Source organism: Thalassotalea euphylliae, assembly GCF_003390395.1.
Taxonomy (GTDB): domain Bacteria; phylum Pseudomonadota; class Gammaproteobacteria; order Enterobacterales; family Alteromonadaceae; genus Thalassotalea_F; species Thalassotalea_F euphylliae_C.
In genome coordinates this window covers 2,531,183-2,549,768 of the sequence record NZ_QUOV01000001.1, presented here as the reverse complement: position 1 = coordinate 2,549,768, position 18,586 = coordinate 2,531,183, and the positions used below count along the sequence as shown (strand labels likewise).

Annotated in this window: 13 protein-coding genes; 10 read left to right on the top strand and 3 right to left on the bottom strand. The window is 44.4% G+C overall.

Annotation, left to right across the window (positions count from 1 at the left end; all coding sequences use genetic code 11):
- Window positions 1-5 precede the first annotated feature (5 nt).
- From DXX92_RS11330 to DXX92_RS11315, 4 genes are all read left to right on the top strand, one after another.
- Window positions 6-1,631, top strand: coding sequence for an efflux RND transporter periplasmic adaptor subunit (locus DXX92_RS11330; protein WP_116000544.1), 1,626 nt, complete (start codon window positions 6-8; stop codon window positions 1,629-1,631).
- On the top strand, window positions 1,628-4,780 hold the full coding sequence (locus DXX92_RS11325) for an efflux RND transporter permease subunit (RefSeq protein WP_116000543.1): 3,153 nt from the start codon (window positions 1,628-1,630) through the stop codon (window positions 4,778-4,780). Before DXX92_RS11330 ends, DXX92_RS11325 begins: the two co-directional genes overlap by 4 nt.
- Window positions 4,781-4,843: 63 nt before the next feature.
- Window positions 4,844-5,743 carry a PepSY domain-containing protein gene (locus DXX92_RS11320; RefSeq protein WP_147301954.1) on the top strand — a complete coding sequence of 300 codons (900 nt, stop codon included), beginning with the start codon at window positions 4,844-4,846 and terminating at the stop codon, window positions 5,741-5,743.
- Window positions 5,730-6,473 (top strand): PepSY domain-containing protein, encoded by a 744-nt coding sequence (locus DXX92_RS11315; protein ID WP_116000541.1) that lies wholly within the window; start codon window positions 5,730-5,732, stop codon window positions 6,471-6,473. The genes DXX92_RS11320 and DXX92_RS11315 overlap by 14 nt, the downstream gene beginning before the upstream one ends.
- A gap of 21 nt (window positions 6,474-6,494) precedes the next feature.
- Here the strand turns inward: DXX92_RS11315 and DXX92_RS11310 are convergent, their stop codons facing one another.
- Window positions 6,495-7,961, bottom strand: coding sequence for a PLP-dependent aminotransferase family protein (locus DXX92_RS11310; RefSeq protein WP_181901747.1), 1,467 nt, complete (start codon window positions 7,959-7,961; stop codon window positions 6,495-6,497).
- 82 nt (window positions 7,962-8,043) lie between these two features.
- Here DXX92_RS11310 and DXX92_RS11305 point away from each other — a divergent pair, with 82 nt between their 5' ends.
- From DXX92_RS11305 to DXX92_RS11290, 4 genes are all read left to right on the top strand, one after another.
- Window positions 8,044-9,054, top strand: coding sequence for a threonine dehydratase (locus tag DXX92_RS11305; protein ID WP_116000539.1), 1,011 nt, complete (start codon window positions 8,044-8,046; stop codon window positions 9,052-9,054).
- A gap of 155 nt (window positions 9,055-9,209) precedes the next feature.
- Window positions 9,210-9,389 carry a DUF2986 domain-containing protein gene (locus DXX92_RS11300; protein ID WP_116000538.1) on the top strand — a complete coding sequence of 60 codons (180 nt, stop codon included), beginning with the start codon at window positions 9,210-9,212 and terminating at the stop codon, window positions 9,387-9,389.
- Window positions 9,390-9,522: 133 nt separating this feature from the next.
- The gene (locus tag DXX92_RS11295) at window positions 9,523-10,899 is read left to right on the top strand and encodes a hypothetical protein (protein ID WP_342768054.1); all 1,377 of its coding nucleotides are present in this window, start codon (window positions 9,523-9,525) and stop codon (window positions 10,897-10,899) included.
- Between the two features lie 560 nt (window positions 10,900-11,459).
- Window positions 11,460-14,651: a beta-galactosidase gene (locus DXX92_RS11290; protein WP_116000536.1), complete on the top strand. Its 3,192-nt coding sequence runs from the start codon at window positions 11,460-11,462 to the stop codon at window positions 14,649-14,651.
- 148 nt (window positions 14,652-14,799) lie between these two features.
- On the opposite strand, the gene DXX92_RS11285 is transcribed toward DXX92_RS11290, so the two are convergent.
- Complete coding sequence (locus DXX92_RS11285) at window positions 14,800-15,522, bottom strand: SDR family oxidoreductase (protein ID WP_116000535.1); 723 nt, start codon at window positions 15,520-15,522, stop codon at window positions 14,800-14,802.
- Window positions 15,523-15,647: 125 nt separating this feature from the next.
- Here DXX92_RS11285 and DXX92_RS11280 point away from each other — a divergent pair, with 125 nt between their 5' ends.
- Window positions 15,648-16,550, top strand: a complete 903-nt coding sequence (locus DXX92_RS11280) for a LysR family transcriptional regulator (protein WP_116000534.1) — start codon at window positions 15,648-15,650, stop codon at window positions 16,548-16,550.
- Here the strand turns inward: DXX92_RS11280 and DXX92_RS11275 are convergent.
- Window positions 16,547-17,464 carry a DMT family transporter gene (locus DXX92_RS11275; protein WP_220347649.1) on the bottom strand — a complete coding sequence of 306 codons (918 nt, stop codon included), beginning with the start codon at window positions 17,462-17,464 and terminating at the stop codon, window positions 16,547-16,549. The two genes, DXX92_RS11280 and DXX92_RS11275, sit on opposite strands and share 4 nt — an antisense overlap.
- 189 nt (window positions 17,465-17,653) lie before the next feature.
- On the opposite strand from DXX92_RS11275, the gene DXX92_RS11270 reads away from it, so the two are divergent.
- On the top strand, window positions 17,654-18,586 hold the full coding sequence (locus DXX92_RS11270; protein WP_116000532.1) for a LysR family transcriptional regulator: 933 nt from the start codon (window positions 17,654-17,656) through the stop codon (window positions 18,584-18,586).

The following is an 18,586-nucleotide window of genomic DNA, read 5'->3' as shown; positions in this document are numbered from 1 at the left end:
ATTTTATGAATACAAAATTAAAAAAAATAGTGAATAAGCCAGTTGCATTGTTAATCTTTGGCATAGCTATAGGTGTGCTTGGCGGCTATTTGTTGTTCCCGTCGGGGGCTGCTAAGCGAGGTGAAACTACTCAAGGTGAGACAGCCGAAAGCACAAGCGAAAAAGAGAAAAAACCATTGTATTGGGTCGCTCCAATGGACGCTAAGTATCGCCGCGACCAACCCGGTAAATCGCCCATGGGCATGGATCTTGTGCCTGTTTATGAAGACGAAATAAGCTCGCAAGGTCGTGGTAAAGATTACGGTGAAGGTGCGGTAAGCGTTGCCCCACATGTGATTAACAATCTTGGCGTTCGTACCGCTATCGCCAAAAAATCACCACTTGTGCATCAAATAAACACACTGGGTGTGGTGCAATACGATCAAGACTCTATCGTCCACATTCACCCGCGAGTTGCTGGTTGGGTAGAACAACTTTTTGTTAAAGCTGCGGGCGATCAAATTAAGGCAGAGCAGCCTCTTTATACCTTGTATTCCCCTGAATTAGTTAATGCACAAGAAGAGTTTTTAATCGCGCTTAACCGTGCCAATGTTGCTAGCACGGCTAATGCGCAAGCCTCCAAAAACTTTCCAAATAACAGTTTAGTAAAAGCGGCTAAAGCTCGTTTAAGCGCGCTGCACTTGAGTGAATCTTTTATTGAACGCTTAACCAAGTCGCGTCAAGTACAGCAAAACGTTACTTTTTACGCGCCCAAGTCAGGGGTGATCAACAATCTAAAAATTCGTGAAGGCTTTTATGTTGAGCCGGGTAATACCTTGATGAGCATTGGTGATTTAACGTCTGTGTGGGTTGAAGCACAAGTGCTAGAAAGTGATGCGAGTTATATTGCGACAGGCAATAACGTCAGCATGTCGCTCGATTTTTTAGCGGGTCAAATATGGCAAGGTAAAGTTGATTATATTTATCCGACCTTACGTGCTGATAACCGCACGCTGCGCGCTCGCCTTAAATTTGCTAACCCTAATGAGCAGTTAAAGCCGAATATGTATGCTCAGGTTACGATTGATGCAACGCCAAGTGAGCCGACCGTAAATGTACCGTTATCAGCAGTTATTCGCACTGGGCTGCAAGATCGTGTGGTATTGGCGTTAGGTGACGGGCAGTTTAAGTCAGTTGCAGTTAGGCTAGGGCAAGTGAGTGGCGAGCAAGTTGCCATTCTCGATGGTCTAGAAGCTGGCCTAGAAGCTGGCGATGAAGTGGTTATTTCCGCTCAGTTTTTAATTGATTCAGAATCGAGTGTTTCATCTGATTTTATGCGTATGTCGTCGATGGCCGGTGATACAGCTGCCACCGCGACAGTTAACGGTATTGTTAATGCCATCGCCCATGCAGACGATGATGCAGACGTTCATGCAGAAGAGGGAAATGCACAACGCATTATCAATATTTCCCGTGAAGCGATTGAAAAATGGCAACGACCAGCCACTACGATGGATTTTATTGCTGGCGAAAACTTGGATTTATCAGCAGTAAAGAGCGGTGATAAGGTGCGCTTTACTTTTGAGATACGTGCTGGTGATTTTGTTGTTACAGAGATAACCGCTATCGGTACTAGCGAGGCTAGCCAATGATCGCGCGTATAATTTACTGGTCTATTCACAATCGGTTATTGGTTTTACTTTTAACCTTGATGCTTGTTGCTGGCGGTTTGTTTGCGTTAAAAGAAACGCCTGTGGATGCAATTCCGGATTTGTCTGACGTGCAAGTGATCGTCAAAACTTCATATCCGGGTCAAGCGCCACAAGTGGTTGAAGATCAAGTGACTTACCCGTTAACCACGGCAATGTTATCGGTGCCGGGTGCAAAAACGGTGCGTGGCTATTCGTTTTTTGGCGATTCTTACGTTTATATTATTTTCGATGATGATACCGACTTGTACTGGGCACGTTCGCGGGTGTTAGAGTATTTGTCACAAGTTACACCGAGTTTGCCTGCTGCTGCAAAACCACAATTAGGGCCAGATGCAACCGGTGTTGGTTGGATTTATGTTTACGCGCTGCAAGACAAAACCGGTCAGCACGATATTAGCCAGCTTCGCAGTATCCAAGACTGGTTTTTAAAATACGAACTGCAAGCGGTTGCTGGCGTATCGGAAGTGGCAGCCGTTGGCGGTATGGTGAACCAATACCAAGTGGTGGTGAATCCCAATAAGCTGCGCGCCTTCAATATTCCGCTCAGTCATATTCAAATGGCGATACAGCAGGGTAACCAAGAAATAGGTGCATCCGTCATTGAAATGGCGGAAGCGGAATATATGGTTACCACCAGTGGCTATATTCAATCAAAGCAAGACCTAGCGGCTATTCCCTTAGGTCTTCCTGCCGACAAAAACAATCAAGGTAAACCATTACTCTTAGGCGATATTGCGGATATTCAGCTTGGCCCGCAAATGCGCCGTGGTATTGCTGAGCTTAACGGCGAAGGTGAAACTGTTGGTGGTGTGGTAGTGATGCGTTTTGGTGAAAACGCCGAGCAAACCATCGCTGGCGTTAAAGCAAAGCTTGAAGAGTTAAAGCAAGGGCTGCCAGACGGTGTTGAAATTGTCACTGTTTACGATCGCGCTAATTTAATAGAACGTGCTGTTGAAAACCTATGGTCAAAGCTGCTGGAAGAGTTGGCGATAGTCGCGCTGGTTTGCGCGGTATTTTTGTTTCACCTGCGCTCTGCGGTGGTTGCGGTTATCAGCCTACCTATCGGGATTTTAGTGGCCTTTATCATAATGCATTGGCAAGGCATAAACGCCAATATTATGTCGTTAGGCGGTATTGCGATTGCAATTGGCGCGATGACAGACGGCGCTATTGTGATGATTGAAAATATGCACAAGCATCTGGAAAAAGCTTCCTCGAATGGCGCAATAGATAATCAAGCGCGCTGGCAGTTAGTGGCGAAATCTGCTGCCGAAGTTGGGCCTGCATTATTCTTTAGCTTATTGATTATTACCGTAAGCTTTTTACCTGTATTTATACTAGAAGCGCAAGAAGGGCGAATGTTCTCGCCACTCGCTTACACCAAAACTTATGCAATGGCCGCTGCAGCGGGTTTAGCAATCACACTAATTCCTGTGCTGATGGGCTATTTTATTCGTGGCAAGGTAGTGTCTGAACGCAAAAATCCAATTAATCGTTTGTTGATTGCCATTTACCTGCCGGTGTTAAACGCTGTGCTTAGATTTCCAAAATCGACCGTATTAGCGGCCTTGGTGGTGACTTACATTGGCTTTATGCCGGTGAATCAAATTGGTAGTGAGTTTATGCCTTCGCTGGATGAAGGGGATTTAATGTATATGCCAACCACGTATCCGGGGCTGTCTATTGGTAAAGCCCGAGAGCTACTCCAACAAACCGACAAGTTGATTCGTACCATTCCCGAAGTGCAAAACGTGTTTGGCAAAATCGGCCGTGCTGAAACCGCAACAGATCCGGCGCCGCTGACCATGATTGAAACTTTTATTCAGCTTAAACCGCAAAGCAAGTGGCGAGCGGGAATAACCAACGATGATTTAATCGCTGAGCTGGATCAATTGGTGAAATTCCCCGGATTAACCAACGCTTGGGTGATGCCGATTAAAACCCGTATCGATATGCTTGCTACGGGGATTAAAACGCCTGTTGGCATTAAAATCGCGGGTAGTGATTTAGCGGTTATCGAGCAAATTGGCCAACAAATCGAGCAAGTGCTAAGTGAACATAAAGGTACAGCCTCTGTTTATGCCGAACGTGTTGCGGGTGGGCGCTATATTGATATTGACATTGATCGCATTAAAGCGTCGCATTATGGATTAAGTATCGTCGAGGTTCAGCAAGTGGTGGCAACTGCTGTCGGTGGTATGAACATCGGGCAAACGGTAGAAGGACTCGCGCGCTATCCGATCAACTTGCGCTACCCGCAAGATTTCCGTAATTCGCCAGAGCAGCTTGCTCGCTTGCCGCTAGTGACGAGTAGTGGCTTACATATAGCGCTAGGTGATGTTGCCAATATTGGTATCAAATTAGGGCCACCAGCCATTAAAAGTGAGAATGCACGCTTAAATGGTATTGTCTTTGTTGATGTCGACTCTGATGTTGACATTGCCAGCTATGTGACCAGCGCAAAAGCTAAGCTTGCTGAAGAATTACCGTTGCCAGCAGGCTATTCGCTCGCTTGGGCAGGACAATATGAATACATGGCCAGAGCACAGGAAAAATTGACTTATGTATTGCCCTTGACGATAGCGATTATCGTGATTTTGCTGTATTTAAATTTCCGTCAACTTACCGAAGTGGCGATTATCTTGGCAACACTGCCACTGGCAATGATTGGCGGTATTTGGCTGATTTACCTAGAGTCGTTTAATTTTTCTGTTGCTGTGGGCGTTGGTTTTATTGCCTTGGCAGGCGTAGCCGTGGAAATTGGTGTAATTATGCTGGTTTATCTTAATCAAGCTTATCAAGCAGTGTATGAGGAATGCCAGCAACGCGGCCAGTTAATGACTAATACCATGCTTATTGAAGCGATTTTGCAAGGGGCGGGGATGCGAGTTCGTCCTGTGGTGATGACGGTCGCCACCATTATCATTGGTTTATTGCCGATTTTATATGGCAGCGGCACAGGCGCTGAGGTGATGCGACGAATTGCCGCACCCATGGTGGGTGGTATGCTCTCGGCACTAGTGTTAACCTTGCTGGTATTACCTGTTGTATATTATCTTTGGCGAAGTAAAGGCATAAGAAAAAATTAGCAAAAATAGTTAGTTGCGACTAAGCCCAATATAAAAAAATGAACTCATTAACCATCATTATCCGTGCAAAATAAATACAAACAAAGCAAGCGAAAGACAAGCTGGCAACAACAAAGCCGGATTTGGCATAAATGGCTAATGGTGGTGTTAGGTGTGCCATTTTTGATTTGGGCAATCACCGGCCTTTATATGGTGACAATTAATATTCACTATATTCACGGCGACTCACTGGTTTACAACCATCAAACGACAATAACGCCAAGCGATATTAGGCTACCCATTAAAGAACTTGCTAGGCGTTATCCGAATATTCAATCTTTCACTATTGCCATGTTAATTGATAAACCTGTTTATCAATTAACAATGGAATCAAGCGAAAAACATGGCGATGGCTCGCACACAATTAATAGTAATCAAACACTACTCGTTGACGCCCAAACGGGTGAGCAGTTATCGCCGCTTTCAAAAGCATCAGCACTCGCCGTAGCTAGCTATGAATATACGGGCGAAGGTGAGGTAACGAGCGTCGAGTTAATTACAGAAAATGCGCCATTTGAGTTAAGTGCAAGGCATTTACCTGTTTGGCGCATTGATTATCAAGGGCTAGATGGTGCCAGTATTTATGTATCAGTGTTAACGGGGCAAGTGGTTACCAAACGCCACAACTACTGGCGTATTTTTGATTACTTCTTTCGTTTTCATTTAATGGATTATCAAGACGGTGAAGCTGACAACCAATTGTTGTTCTGGACAATAATCGCAAGCTTGCTGGCGGTGTTTAGCGGTACGGTATTACTGTACTTTTGCATGAAATCTCGCATGAAATCCCGTATGACACCTCGTATCAAATCTCGCAAGGAATTGCTCGATTTAAAGCCAAATCTTCGACAAGACCACCAGCCAAATACTGACTCTGTGTACTCATCTAGCGCCCAGCAAGGAGAGTCTCATGCGATGGATTAGAACAACGCACAAATGGCTATCTTTGCTATTAGCTCTGCAAGTATTACTTTGGCTACTCTCCGGCTTATATTTTAATGTCATGGATAGCCAAAAGGCACGGGGTAACACCTATCGTGCTAGCAGCAGCGCAGTGCTAGCGGCGCATCAACAATCGGATATTGATATGCGTCAGTTGATAGCGCCCAGTGTTATTCTTGGCAAAACGACACCAGCAACCGATATTCAACTCACGCAATTGCTTGGTGAGCCGATTTACATTGTTCGTCATAAAAAAGGCTTGTATCGCCATTTTGTCAATCAATACAGCCTATTCCACGCCTATACTGGCGAGCCATTTAGCTTGACCGAAAGCCATATCCGCCAAATAGCCAAGGCAAGCTACTCAGGGCAAGGCGATATAGCAAACGTGAGCTTTTATGAGTCAAACCTACCGGAATTTCCCAGTCAGGAAAACCCAAGTTGGCAGGTCAATTTTGCTGATGAGCTGGCGACAAGTGTTTATATTGAATCCGCGACGGGACGAGTTATAGGGCATAGCGATCAGCACAAACGCTTAGCCGATATTGCCTTCATGCTGCATTTCATGGACTACGGCAAAAGCGGCAATTTTAACCATGGGCTGATTATTTTCTTTGCCTTGTGTTTGGTGTGGCTTGCCATTAGTGGTGTTGTTTGGTCTGTGCATCTAGCTGCAAAAGGTGAATATCGAATTGGCAAAAAAAGCTATTAAGTTCATGACTTTTCGAAACCTTTAAATACTCTCAATAAAACCCGATTGCTTGATTATGTTAAGCGCTTTTACCAGTACTTTATGACTTTTTGCTGCAGTTAAGCTCACTCGGATCGCGTTTGGGAAGTGGTGGCTGACCGCAAAAACACGAGCCGGAACAACTCGCACGCCTTGAGTTTCCAACTGCTCAGCGACCAGATCTGCGTCTTGCTTCACCGGTAACCAAACATGAGAGCAAAGCGGATTTGCTTGCTTTTTGTTGTCAGCTTCTGTGTTTTGAGTATTACCTCTGACTTTATCGTCAGTAAACTCATTCGCTGTAGTTACTTTGCTAGGGAAGATCGTTGCAAATAACTTAAATCGCGCTGCTATCTCTTGCTGCTGTGCTTTAGTTCGAGCATGCGCTGTGCCATCGTCAATCCATAGTTTTGCAATCGCGGCAGTGAGTGGGCTAAGTTGCCAGCTTGTGGCATGGCTTTGTTGGCTAATTTGAGTCAGCACAGGGTGTTTACCGGCAATTACCGCAAAACGAATACCTGGCGATATCGCTTTGGCAAAGCTCGAAATGACAATCGATTGCGATTGAATATCAGCAGAAATAGGCGGTCTGCCAGATAGCGCTCCAATGACATACTCTTCGATAAACAAGATCTTCTCACGGCTAATAATTGCTTTAATATCCTTGATGCGTTTGTCGTTCATCGACGCAGCCGTGGGGTTTTGATAAAGCGGATCTGAAACCAGTACTTTCGCGCCCGTGGTGCGAATGGCAAGTGCCAAGGCTTCAGGCACTAGCCCTAAATGATCGCTTTTTACACCATAAAGCTTGATGCCCATTTGTTTGGCGAGCGCTTTCATTCCGGGAAATGTGAGCTCGTTTACTAATACCACCTCGTCTTTTTGACAACACGCCATTAGGCTGATCATTAGCGCATTTTGTGCGGTATTGGTGATCAAACAGTGCTGAGCGCTGATCGGGTAACCTAACTCTGATAGCCACTTTGCCCCTGCTAATTTCAGCTCTGCAACAAAGCTTGGTGACTGGTAATCTAGGTATTCGCTAAGCCCACCAGCTTGTTCACTGAGTTTGGCTATTGCTAGCTCAAGCGCATTATCTTGACCGTGCTTGTCGAGTAATTTTGCTGGTTGGTGGGTACTTAAATCGATCACGGTTTGTTCAGCCGATTGTTTTAATAAAAACAGTTCAGCCTCAGCGCTTTGGCCAAGAACATAAGTACCGCGCCCAACTTCACCTGAAATTAACTGTTGTTTTGCTGCTTGGCGAAACGCTTTAGTTACCGTACTCAGGTTAATATCTAAGTGCCATGCAAGTTGACGTTGCGGTGGTAGTTTTTCGCCAATCGCAAGCTTACCGCTGGCGATATCTTGCGCCATCGCATCAACAATTTGCAGGTAAAGTGGTTTTTTCGAATTGCTCGCTGCAAGTGCTTCGTTAAGATTAGGTGCCCAGATTTTATTGTCCGCCATACAATATAATTCTTGAACCATACAATTAAGGCTTCTATGCTTTTTGTCAAGTTTTTAGCCGAGCCAGATCAACGAGGGCGTTATGTTCAACCTGTCAGATATTAACCACGCAGCCGATGTTATTTATCAAATTATGCCGCCAACACCACAATACAACTGGCCGCAATTATCAAAGCAATTGGGCTGTGATGTTTGGGTAAAACATGAAAACCACACGCCAACGACTGCCTTTAAAGTGCGCGGCGGCATTTATTTACTGGATCAGTTGATGCAAAGCGCTGACAGGCCTGCAGGTATTTTGTCGGCAACACGTGGGAATCACGGACAAAGTTTGTCGTTTGCAGGTCAAAAAACGGGAATGCCAGTCACTATAGTTGTTCCAGAGGGCAACAGTGAGGATCAAAATGCAGCGATTAAAGGTTTTGGTGCCAATTTAGTCGTGCATGGCAAAGACTTTGAAGCGGCTAGGCAACACAGTGCCTCTCTGGTGGAAAGCACTGGCTATCAGCCTGTAGCGCCATTTGCTCCTGAGTTGGTAATCGGGGTTGCGACCTACGCGCTTGAATTCTTGCAAGCAGTAAAAGATTTAGATGTTGTTTATGTGCCAATCGGCATGGGTTCAGGTATTTGTGGTTTAATCAAAACTCGAGATTTATTGGGTATAAAAACAGAAATTGTTGGCGTGGTAGCAGAGGGTGCACCTGCTTTTGCTGAATCATTCAACGCTGGCAAAATCATTCCTGGCCAGGAAGTAAATACCTTGGCTGACGGTGTTGCCACACGCACACCGCTTCCTGAGGCGTTTGAGATTATTAAAGGTGGTGCCAGTCGCGTGATAACGGTGACCGAACAACAAATCACGCAGGCCATGTATTTGTACTTTAAAACGACGCACAACCTAAGTGAGGGAGCTGGTGCAGTCTCGCTCGCGGGCTTGATTGCTGAACAGGCCAATATGAAAGGAAAGATGAAAGGTAAGCGTGTTGGGGTTGTGCTTTCTGGCGGCAATATCGACTTTGCTCGTTTTAGTGAATATATTTCGCCTTATCTTTCCGGTGATTTAATGGCAAGCGTGGGTGCTTCTGCGGCCTAGCTATTAGCCGCTTAGTTTTTATCTGCTCAGTTTATAGCAGCTAATTTTTACCAGCTAATTTTGTACTAGCTAAGTTTCAGCTGGTTGGGTAAATCGCTTACAATAGTCACATTATTTCTTACTTTTGATAAGTGCAATGATAAGCACAATCGTTTATGAACCGTAAAAAGAAAATTAAATCGACCTTGTTGGCGAAGCAAAAGAAAGCCAATGCTAAGCTGCACAAAAGCAATAAGCCCAAATATATCTCGAAAGCAGAGCGCGCTAAGCTTGCTGAGCAAGCTGAAACAGATACATCAGAATCAGATGGTTCGGTAGTAGATACTTCAGATTAACTCGTCCTTTGCTAGCGCATTAAATGCGCTAGTTCTCTTTGTCAAACGCCTTTGGTAACTATGCTATTTGAGCAACAAAATAGCGGATTATTTGGCGCTAAGTACTTTTACCGCTTGAATATTATGTAACCAAATGTTGGTAGCAGGAATAGTTTGTTGCACAGGCGACGTAGATACGCTTATATGTCGTAAAGCACACAATTCCAACCAGATTTATTCACTGACAATGACAAGAATAATTAAGCTTTGCGCCATATTTTATTGTGGAGTTGCCTTTGCAAACAGCCATGTTCTAGGCGAACCCTTACCCACTAAGACAAGTAACCTAACTAACCAAACGATCATTTTGGCTAAAGATGGCAAAGCTGGTGATTCATTTGGCTATAGCGCAGCAATTGATGGCACCACAATACTGGTTGGTGCATTTAAAGCCGATATCGACAATACAACAGATGCTGGAGCGGCTTACGTTTTTGTAGAAGGCGGTAAAGGTCAGTATCAAAATGGCTGGCATCAACAGGCTAAACTGGTAGCGGAGCCAGCTTTTGCAGAAGACACTTTAGGTGGCAAAGTCGCATTAAATGGTGATATTGCCATGCTAGGCGTGATGCGACGCGATGATAAAGGGAAAGACGCTGGCGCTGTTGTTTCATTTGAACGTACATTGAGCAATTGGCGACAAACGCAGATTATTACCGCACCTGATGCAAAGCCAGGGGATGCCTTTGGTCAAAGCATCGCACTTACCGACAAGTACTTAGTTATCGGCGCGCCGCGTAATGATGCCTTGGGGAAGGATTCAGGCGCAGCTTATATATTCCTTCGAGAGCACAATACTTGGCGCTATCAAGCTAAGATTAAGGCAAATGATGGTGTCGCTGGCGATTTATTTGGTATTAGCGTGGCAATTGATGGCAATACTATGCTTGTTGGCGCTGATTTACACGACGCAAAAGCAGAAAACGCAGGTGCCGTATATGTGTATCGGTTCGACGACAATCAGTGGCAGCAAGAAGCAAAATTAATGGCATCCGATGGCGGGAAGACTGACATTTTTGGCGTTAGGGTCGCTATTTCTGGCGATACGGCATTAATTTCGGCACGGCGAGACGATATTGACAGCTTAGGAGTAGATGCTGGTTCTGCCTATATTTTTGTTCGAGAGGGTAAGACTTGGACAGAACAGGTTAAACTCACATCGCCAGATGGTTATGCTGACGATAGATTTGGCCGTGGTGTTGCCCTTAGTGGCGATACGGCAATTATCAGCGCGATGAATCACGATGCTAATGGTACAGACACTGGCGCCGCCTATGTCTACAAAAAAGGCCAAAATGGTTGGGGCTACGCGAACAAAATTATGGCTAAGCACAGTATGGCAGGCGATAGATTTGGCTGGAATTTAGATTTATCTGATGGAGTTGCCGTCATTACTACTCCTTATCATGCCGCTAATGGCAATGAATCGGGCGCCGTCTTTATTCAAGAGTTAAAGCCCACCGCGAAATAACGCATTCATCAACTCTTTCTAGCAGTTATCATGCGAAACTAAGGCACTAAACTCTAGGGCGTGTTGATCTTTCAGGGTTGTTTTTGCAGCAGTCTGTTTGGGTTTTATACAAGGCGGCACTTGTGTAGTGTAGTCATTCTCCATAAATAAGTGCCAACACAGTAGAAAATTCAAACAGACGCTGCCCCTTTATTTTGTGTTGAGGGGGTTATCTAAACGCTTCCTGTTCATTGTTGCTCGCTTTTTACATACGACTGCATGGATGCAGTAGGTAGAGCGACTCAGGAGACAAAGCCGAGAACGACTATGCGACAAAGCGAGCGCCGCGATCAGAAAGCGTTTAGATTGAACAAAATTCAATCTCGAAAGATCAACACGCCCTAGTCATTATTATAAGTGATGATTCACGCCAACTTACCATAGCTTTCTGGTTTTGGTGGCGATACAATTCGAATTATCGTATTAGTCATACAAATAGGTTTGTTGTGCACTTAAAAGGCAACGTCCAACAAGCAATAATCGCGCACAACAACATATAAAACAGCTTTTAAGGCATTGCCATGACAAGTTTTCAGCAAGTAATTCAACGTCGCGACTGGGAAAATCAGTCGTCTTTTCAAGTTAATCAAATACGCGCGCATAGTCCGTTAAACGGTTTTAGCACGGTCGAAGATGCGCTATCTAATCAGCATGCACAAAGACGATCGCTAAATGGTGATTGGTGGTTTCGTCTGTATGATGCGCCAGAGCAGGTTGAAAACGGTTTCGTTGAATCGGATGACAAAGTATTTAGCGAAGCATTAATCGCTAGCCAAGATTGGTCAACATTGCCTGTACCTGCGAATTGGCAATTACATGGTGTTGATAAGCCAATCTACTGCAACGTTAAATACCCATTCGAAGTCACCCCACCTTTTGTGCCTGCTGATAACCCAACAGGTTGTTATCGCACAACATTTGAGATGACCGAGGCACAACTCGTTAAACAACATTCTGTCATTTTCGATGGCGTAAATTCAGCATTTTACTTGTGGTGCAATGGCCACTGGGTTGGTTACTCGCAAGATAGTCGTTTGCCTAGTGAATTTGATTTAACGCCGTTCTTAAAAGCAGGGTCAAACTACCTTTCGGTGATGGTATTGCGTTGGAGTGATGGCAGCTACCTTGAAGATCAAGATATGTGGTGGCTTAGTGGTATTTTCCGTGATGTTACTTTGCTGGCAAAACCTAAGCAGCAAATTAAAGACGTGTTTATCACCCCTGATTTAGACGCTTGTTACCGCGATGGCAGCTTAGCCATTCAAACGCGAGTCAGTGCGCCTGAAAGCTATCAAGTGCAAGTTCAGTTGTTTGATGGAAAAACTGCCGTAACTGAGCCTGTGGTATCAGGCTTTAATGAAAAAGTGATTGATGAAAAGGGCGCTTGGCAAGATGTTAGTTTTAGCGAACTTCAGGTTAAAGCACCCAAGCAGTGGAGTGCAGAGCAGCCAAATCTATACCGCTGTATTATTGCGCTACTGGATGAACAGCAGCAAGTGGTGGATGTTGAAGCCTATAACGTGGGTTTTCGCAAAGTTGAAATGCTTGATGGGCAGTTGTGTTTGAACGGTAAACCGCTGCTTATTCGCGGCGTTAATCGTCATGAACATCACCCAGAGCTAGGTCATGTGGTCACGGAAGCGGATATGATCCACGACATTAAGTTAATGAAACAACATAACTTTAATGCGGTGCGCACTGCGCATTATCCAAACCACCCGCGTTGGTATGAGCTGTGTGATGAATACGGTTTATACGTTTGCGATGAAGCCAACATTGAAACGCATGGTATGTTTCCGATGGGGCGTTTGGCGTCTGACCCTCAGTGGAGCGCAGCATTTTTAAATCGCTACACGCAAATGGTTGAACGCGATAAAAACCATGCATCGATTATTATTTGGTCGTTAGGCAATGAATCAGGCCACGGTGCGACGCACGATGCCATGTACGCATGGTCAAAAGATTACGACCCATCACGTCCTGTGCAATACGAAGGTGGGGGGGCTAATACAAAAGCGACTGATATTATTTGCCCGATGTATGCGCGCGTTGATAGCGATCAGCCGTTTGAAGCAGTACCCAAATGGTCGATTAAAAAATGGTTGTCATTGCCCAATGAAACCCGTCCACTGATTTTATGTGAATACGCCCATGCGATGGGCAACAGCTTGGGTAGCTTTGCTGATTATTGGCAAGCGTTTCGCGCTTATCCGAAATTACAAGGTGGCTTTATTTGGGATTGGGTTGATCAAGGACTCACCAAAACCACAAAAAGTGGTGAGAAGTACTGGGCTTACGGTGGTGATTTTGGCGACGAGCTTAACGATCGCCAATTTTGTATTAATGGCCTACTTTTCCCTGATAGAAGTGTTCACCCAAGTATTTATGAAGCAAAATATTGTCAGCAGTTCTTCCAATTTAGCTTAAGTGAGGAATCAAATTCGGCCACTAGCCAAGAGTTTGAATTAACCATTACCAGTGAATTCTTGTTCAGAGCAACTGATAACGAACAGCTTGTTTGGCAAATTTTAGAAGATGGTAAGGTGATTGAAAGCGGGCAACTACCGCTATTAACTGCAGCAGAGCAATCTTTAGCGCTAGTTATTCAACCTGAATTTACCCGCAAGGCGGGCGCTAAATACCATCTGAACCTTGATGTCGTGCAAATCGCTGATTCAAGCTTTGCACCTGCTGGCCATGTATTGGCAACCGAACAGTTTGCGCTGAAAAATCATCAATCCCTAGTACCATTTAAAGCGCCTTTTAAAGTGCCGTTTAAAGCGAGCGAGCCAGCAGAATCAGAAACTCAATCGTTAACCATTAACGAAGACGATGAGACGATTTCAGTTACAGGCACTGGCACCGCTGACAATACAGATAGCTTTGTTTTTAGTTGGTCAAAAGCTAGTGGCCTGCTAAGTCAATGGCATGTCGGCGAGCAGGCGTTGTTAGCGACCCCGCTGCGGGATAATTTTTATCGGGCGCCGCTGGATAACGATATTGGCGTTAGTGAAGTGGATAATATTGATCCTAATGCTTGGGCAGAGCGCTGGAAAAAAGCGGGGTTAGGGCAGTGGCAGCAAAACTGTGTGCATTTGAATGCAAAACATTCGGGTAACAGTGTATTAGTGACCGCGCTTTACCAATTTACCCATGGCGATACACTTGTTGCACAAACCAAATGGCAAGGTAAAGTGACGCCAAAAGGTAAGTTGATAGTAGATGTTGATGTACAACTAAGCGAAGCATTACCGCTATTGCCGCGTGTTGGTGTTGAACTAGGACTTGCTCTATACAATGACGAGTTAGCTGAGAATAAGCGTATAGAATGGTTTGGCAAAGGGCCATTTGAAAACTACCCCGACCGCAATACGGCTGCGCGTATTGGCCACTATCAAGCAACGCTTGATGAGCTACATACGAACTATATTTTCCCTACCGATAATGGTTTGCGCACTGACTGTCAGTCGTTAACGCTTGATAAGCTTACTGTCGAAGGGAATTTCCACTTCGCGGTCAGCCAATACAGTCAAGAAAACTTAACGGCGGCAAAACATACGCATGAGCTGGTTAAAAGTAATGCGGTACACGTTTACATCGATCATCAGCATATGGGCATTGGTGGCGATGATTCGTGGAGCCCAAGCGTGCATTCTGAGTACTTATTAGCTGACTCAAACTATCGCTATCAATTGGTGCTAGTGCCAAAATAAGCCAGATGAGCGAGTTGGTGTACAGCATCAAATAGCAATAAGCCTGTCGCAAGCAATGCATGCGACAGGCTTTTTTGAGGTATTGTTTTAAGCCTATTGTTTAAGCCTACAGTGGTTTCTGATAAAGGCTTCTGACTATGGTTACAGATTAAGGCTGCTGACGTGTTGCGGTGATCACAACGTCGCGAATATTAACGCCTTGTGGCTGAGCATACATAAATTCAGCAGTACGAGCGATATCGTCAGCGTGCAATACGCCACCCATTGCGTCTTTCCAAGCTTGGTAACCGTCGATAATTTCTTGATCACTGGTGTGACCTAGAAGCTCTGTTTCAACTGCGCCAGGGCAAATTGCCATAACACGAACACCCGTATCCGCGACTTCTTCTCTAACATTTTCAGTAATCGCTGAAACTGCGAATTTAGTACCCACGTAGGCTGCGTGATTTGGGAATGATTTCTTACCCGCAATTGAACTGATATTCATAATGGTACCGTGATTACGAGCCTTCATATCGGCTAGTACAGCTTGCATACCATTTAACAGCGCCATTACGTTAACATCGTACATACGTTGCCATTCGCTAGGGTCTTGAGTATCAATTTGGCCTAGCATCATTAGGCCAGCGTTGTTAATTAGGCAATCAACCGCGCCAAATTTTGCTTCGGCCTCTTTGATTGCGGCCTTGAAGGCTTCAGCGTCCGTAACATCAACTTGTCGACACATCGCATTGGGTAGTCCAAGAGCTTCAATTTTTTCAATACGACGCGCAACCAATAACAATGAGTGTCCTGCAGCTGAAAAGCGCTTTGCCATTGCAGCACCAATACCCGAACTTGCGCCTGTAATTACGATAAGTGATTTCGTCATAATTTTTTCCTCAACACGGTCAAAAAAGGTTTGTTGTATTTCACAACTCGACAACAGTGTGAGAAATATAGCCTTTCCCTTTATAATGATAAATATAGGTAATTTGAAAACATTGTTAGGATTAGATGAACAATATTTCTTGGCGAGGCATTCGTGCATTTTTATTCGTTGCGGAACATGGCAGCTTTACAACAGCGGCGGAAGTCTCTGGCTTTTCAAAAGCGAATTTGAGCCAGTTGGTAACTGAATTAGAGCGTAGCTTAAGTGTGCAACTATTGCATCGCACCACTAGGCAGTTAAGGCTAACGGAAGTAGGCGAAGGCTACTATCAACGTTGTAAGCGGGCGATGAGTGAGCTTGATGGTGCTGCAGAGTGGGCGTCGCAATCAACAGATGAGCTCAAAGGTAAAATTCGCATGAACTCAGTTGGTGGTTTGTTAGGCGAAGAGTTAATCGCCCCGTTAGTGTTGAGCTTTCAGCAGGCGCACCCTGAAGTGCAAGTAAATTTAGATTTTTCTAGTGTTAGAGTCGGCCTGATTGAAGACCACTATGATTTAGTTTTGCGTATGGGCTCACTGCCAGATTCAACCTTAATAGCACGTAAAATTTGCGCACTCACCACACGATACATCGCAAGCCCTGAATTCTTAGCGCAATACCCTGAAATTAGTAACCCAGAAGATTTACAGAAATTGCCTTTAATTTATGGCTCTGTCGATAACTGGGTAATGAAACGTGGCGATCAGCAAAGTGTTATTCATATTGATAAAGGGATAAAAATAGTTAGTGGCCGGGTAATGCATAATGCCGCCATTAGTGGTTTAGGTATTACGCGTTTAGCTGATGTTTACTGTCAAGCAGATATCGAACAAGGGCGTTTAGTGGAAGTGTTGCCAGAGTGGTCAGAGCAAACTGATATTTCACTGGTATGCCCACCAATTAGGCACCAACTTACCCGAGTACAAGCGTTAATGAATTGGATTGCCGATCATTTTAATGAAAGATATCAGCAGATTCTAAGAGGCTAACGGGCAGCCTCTCGTTTATTCGAAATGCTAATAATAGTAACGGCTAACAAGATTAATCCAGTGGCAGCATAGTCTCTCACTTCAATATTTTCTCCAACAATTACAGCACCGATAGCCAGTGCCACAACAGGAGGAATGTAAGTGACAGAGGATGCTACCAACGCCCCTAATTTTTCAATAATAAAGTAGTAGCAAAGGTAGGCGATACCTGTGCCAAATAAACCTAATCCAATAAAGGTGGTGAGTAAAACGTTGGTATCGTTAGCTATGTTGCCGATTCCCTCAAAATCAGTAGTGAAGCATAAGATAATTAAACCAGCCCCTAGCTGATAAGTGGTTAGCGCAAGTGCCGATAGCTTTAAAGGAGTGATAAAGCGTTTGGCATAAACAAATGACACTCCCACACTGATTGAACCTAATACCATATAAATAGCGCCTGTTGCCGAAGCAAGTTGAGCGTTAAAAGGTCGCGCGAGCACGACAACGCCAATAAAGCCGAGCATTGCACCACACAGCTTGCCAAGAGTGACTTTTTCTTCTTTCAGGGCAAACAACGCTGTGCAAAGGGTAAATAAAGGAATAGCACCACTAATAGCCCCAGCGATGCCTGAGCTCAATAACGATGTACCTTTGGCAAAGCCAAAATAGTAGATAACTGTTGCCAGCAAACCCATGACAATAAAGTGTGGCACGTGTTTAAGATCTGAAAATTTCAGCACTTTTTGGCTAGCTGCAAACAGGGCAATAGGGAGAAAACCAAACAGTACTCTAACCAAGACAATTTGCATTGGGTTGATATGACTGGCAGCAAGTTTCATAAAAATAAAATTACTGCCCCAAACCAGCCCAACCAGCGCAATCGCCAAGTAAGGTAAGTATGAAGTATTGGGTAAGTATTTATGGGGTATAGGCACAGAGTTTCTCTCGTAATTTCTAAAAAATGATAAGCAGTTAATTCAGATGCGAGTGAATTTTGGCTAGTTCATGTGTTCATGTAAAATGATAGTTAATGAATTTAGATATCAAAAATTATGAATTTGTTATCTTTATGAACTAGGTCTGTAAAAAACTGTGCCTTTAAAAAGCTATGGATTTAAAAAACGATGGATTTTAAGAAGCTAAGAACCTTCCAATGTGCAGCGCGCACCCTGAATTTTAGTGAAGCGGCAGAGCAACTCGGTTATGTGCAATCAGCGGTGACTAATCAAATCAAAGCACTTGAAAGTGAGCTTAATGTTCAGTTATTCGTACGTAACGGCAGAGGTGTGGCGCTTAGTCAATCGGGACTTCAACTGTTTGATTATACGCAAAAATTATTTTCACTTCGCGATGAGGCAAGAGCTGCCGTGCAAAATGTGCCGTTAGCAGAGCCGATTAAAATTGGTGGGCATGAAACGGTTATTACCTACTACCTTCCTAAGCTGTTAAAAGAATACAGCCTAGAAAACCCTAATGCGCGTTTCGCTATTCAGCCAACACCCCCAGCGAAGTTGAAAAACGAACTACTAACACAAAATTTAGATGTCGCTTTTATTCTAGAAGCGCCTTTTCAGCGTCAAGGCTTGGCTGTGCATACGTTTCAGCAGGAAGAAATCGTGTTGGTTTGTGCTAACAGTCACCCCTTAGCAGCAAAAGCAAACGTCGAGGTACATGAACTTGCCAAGCAACATTTATTACTGACAGAAAAAGGTTGTTGTTACCGCAATCAATTCGAACGGCTGTTGATTAGTGCTGGCGCTTATAATACCTCGGCCGTCAGTGAGTTTGTCAGCATCGAAACGATAAAAGCATGTGTGGCATTAAATATGGGCATTGCTGCGCTAAGCAAAGTGTCGGCTGCCAAAGAACTTGCAAAGGGTGAACTGATCGCACTTAACCTGCCTGATAACAGCATGCGCTCAAGTGTTCATTGTGTGTTTAAAGACAGTGTTTTTAAAAATAAAGGCTTTGAAGACCAAAATTTGAGTGATGTGAATGATAGTCAAACCGCGCTGACAAACTTTATACAGTTTTGCCAGCGCTATACCTTTCAATAA

Excerpts from the sequence above, each read along its gene's own strand:
- DXX92_RS11330 (WP_116000544.1), top strand. The coding sequence starts at position 6 with ATGAATACAAAATTAAAAAAAATAGTGAATAAGCCAGTTGCATTGTTA.
- DXX92_RS11325 (WP_116000543.1), top strand. The coding sequence starts at position 1,628 with ATGATCGCGCGTATAATTTACTGGTCTATTCACAATCGGTTATTGGTT.
- DXX92_RS11315 (WP_116000541.1), top strand. The coding sequence starts at position 5,730 with ATGCGATGGATTAGAACAACGCACAAATGGCTATCTTTGCTATTAGCT.
- DXX92_RS11310 (WP_181901747.1), bottom strand. The coding sequence starts at position 7,961 with ATGGCGGACAATAAAATCTGGGCACCTAATCTTAACGAAGCACTTGCA.
- DXX92_RS11305 (WP_116000539.1), top strand. The coding sequence starts at position 8,044 with ATGTTCAACCTGTCAGATATTAACCACGCAGCCGATGTTATTTATCAA.
- DXX92_RS11300 (WP_116000538.1), top strand. The coding sequence starts at position 9,210 with ATGAACCGTAAAAAGAAAATTAAATCGACCTTGTTGGCGAAGCAAAAG.
- DXX92_RS11295 (WP_342768054.1), top strand. The coding sequence starts at position 9,523 with ATGTTGGTAGCAGGAATAGTTTGTTGCACAGGCGACGTAGATACGCTT.
- DXX92_RS11290 (WP_116000536.1), top strand. The coding sequence starts at position 11,460 with ATGACAAGTTTTCAGCAAGTAATTCAACGTCGCGACTGGGAAAATCAG.
- DXX92_RS11285 (WP_116000535.1), bottom strand. The coding sequence starts at position 15,522 with ATGACGAAATCACTTATCGTAATTACAGGCGCAAGTTCGGGTATTGGT.
- DXX92_RS11280 (WP_116000534.1), top strand. The coding sequence starts at position 15,648 with ATGAACAATATTTCTTGGCGAGGCATTCGTGCATTTTTATTCGTTGCG.
- DXX92_RS11270 (WP_116000532.1), top strand. The coding sequence starts at position 17,654 with ATGGATTTTAAGAAGCTAAGAACCTTCCAATGTGCAGCGCGCACCCTG.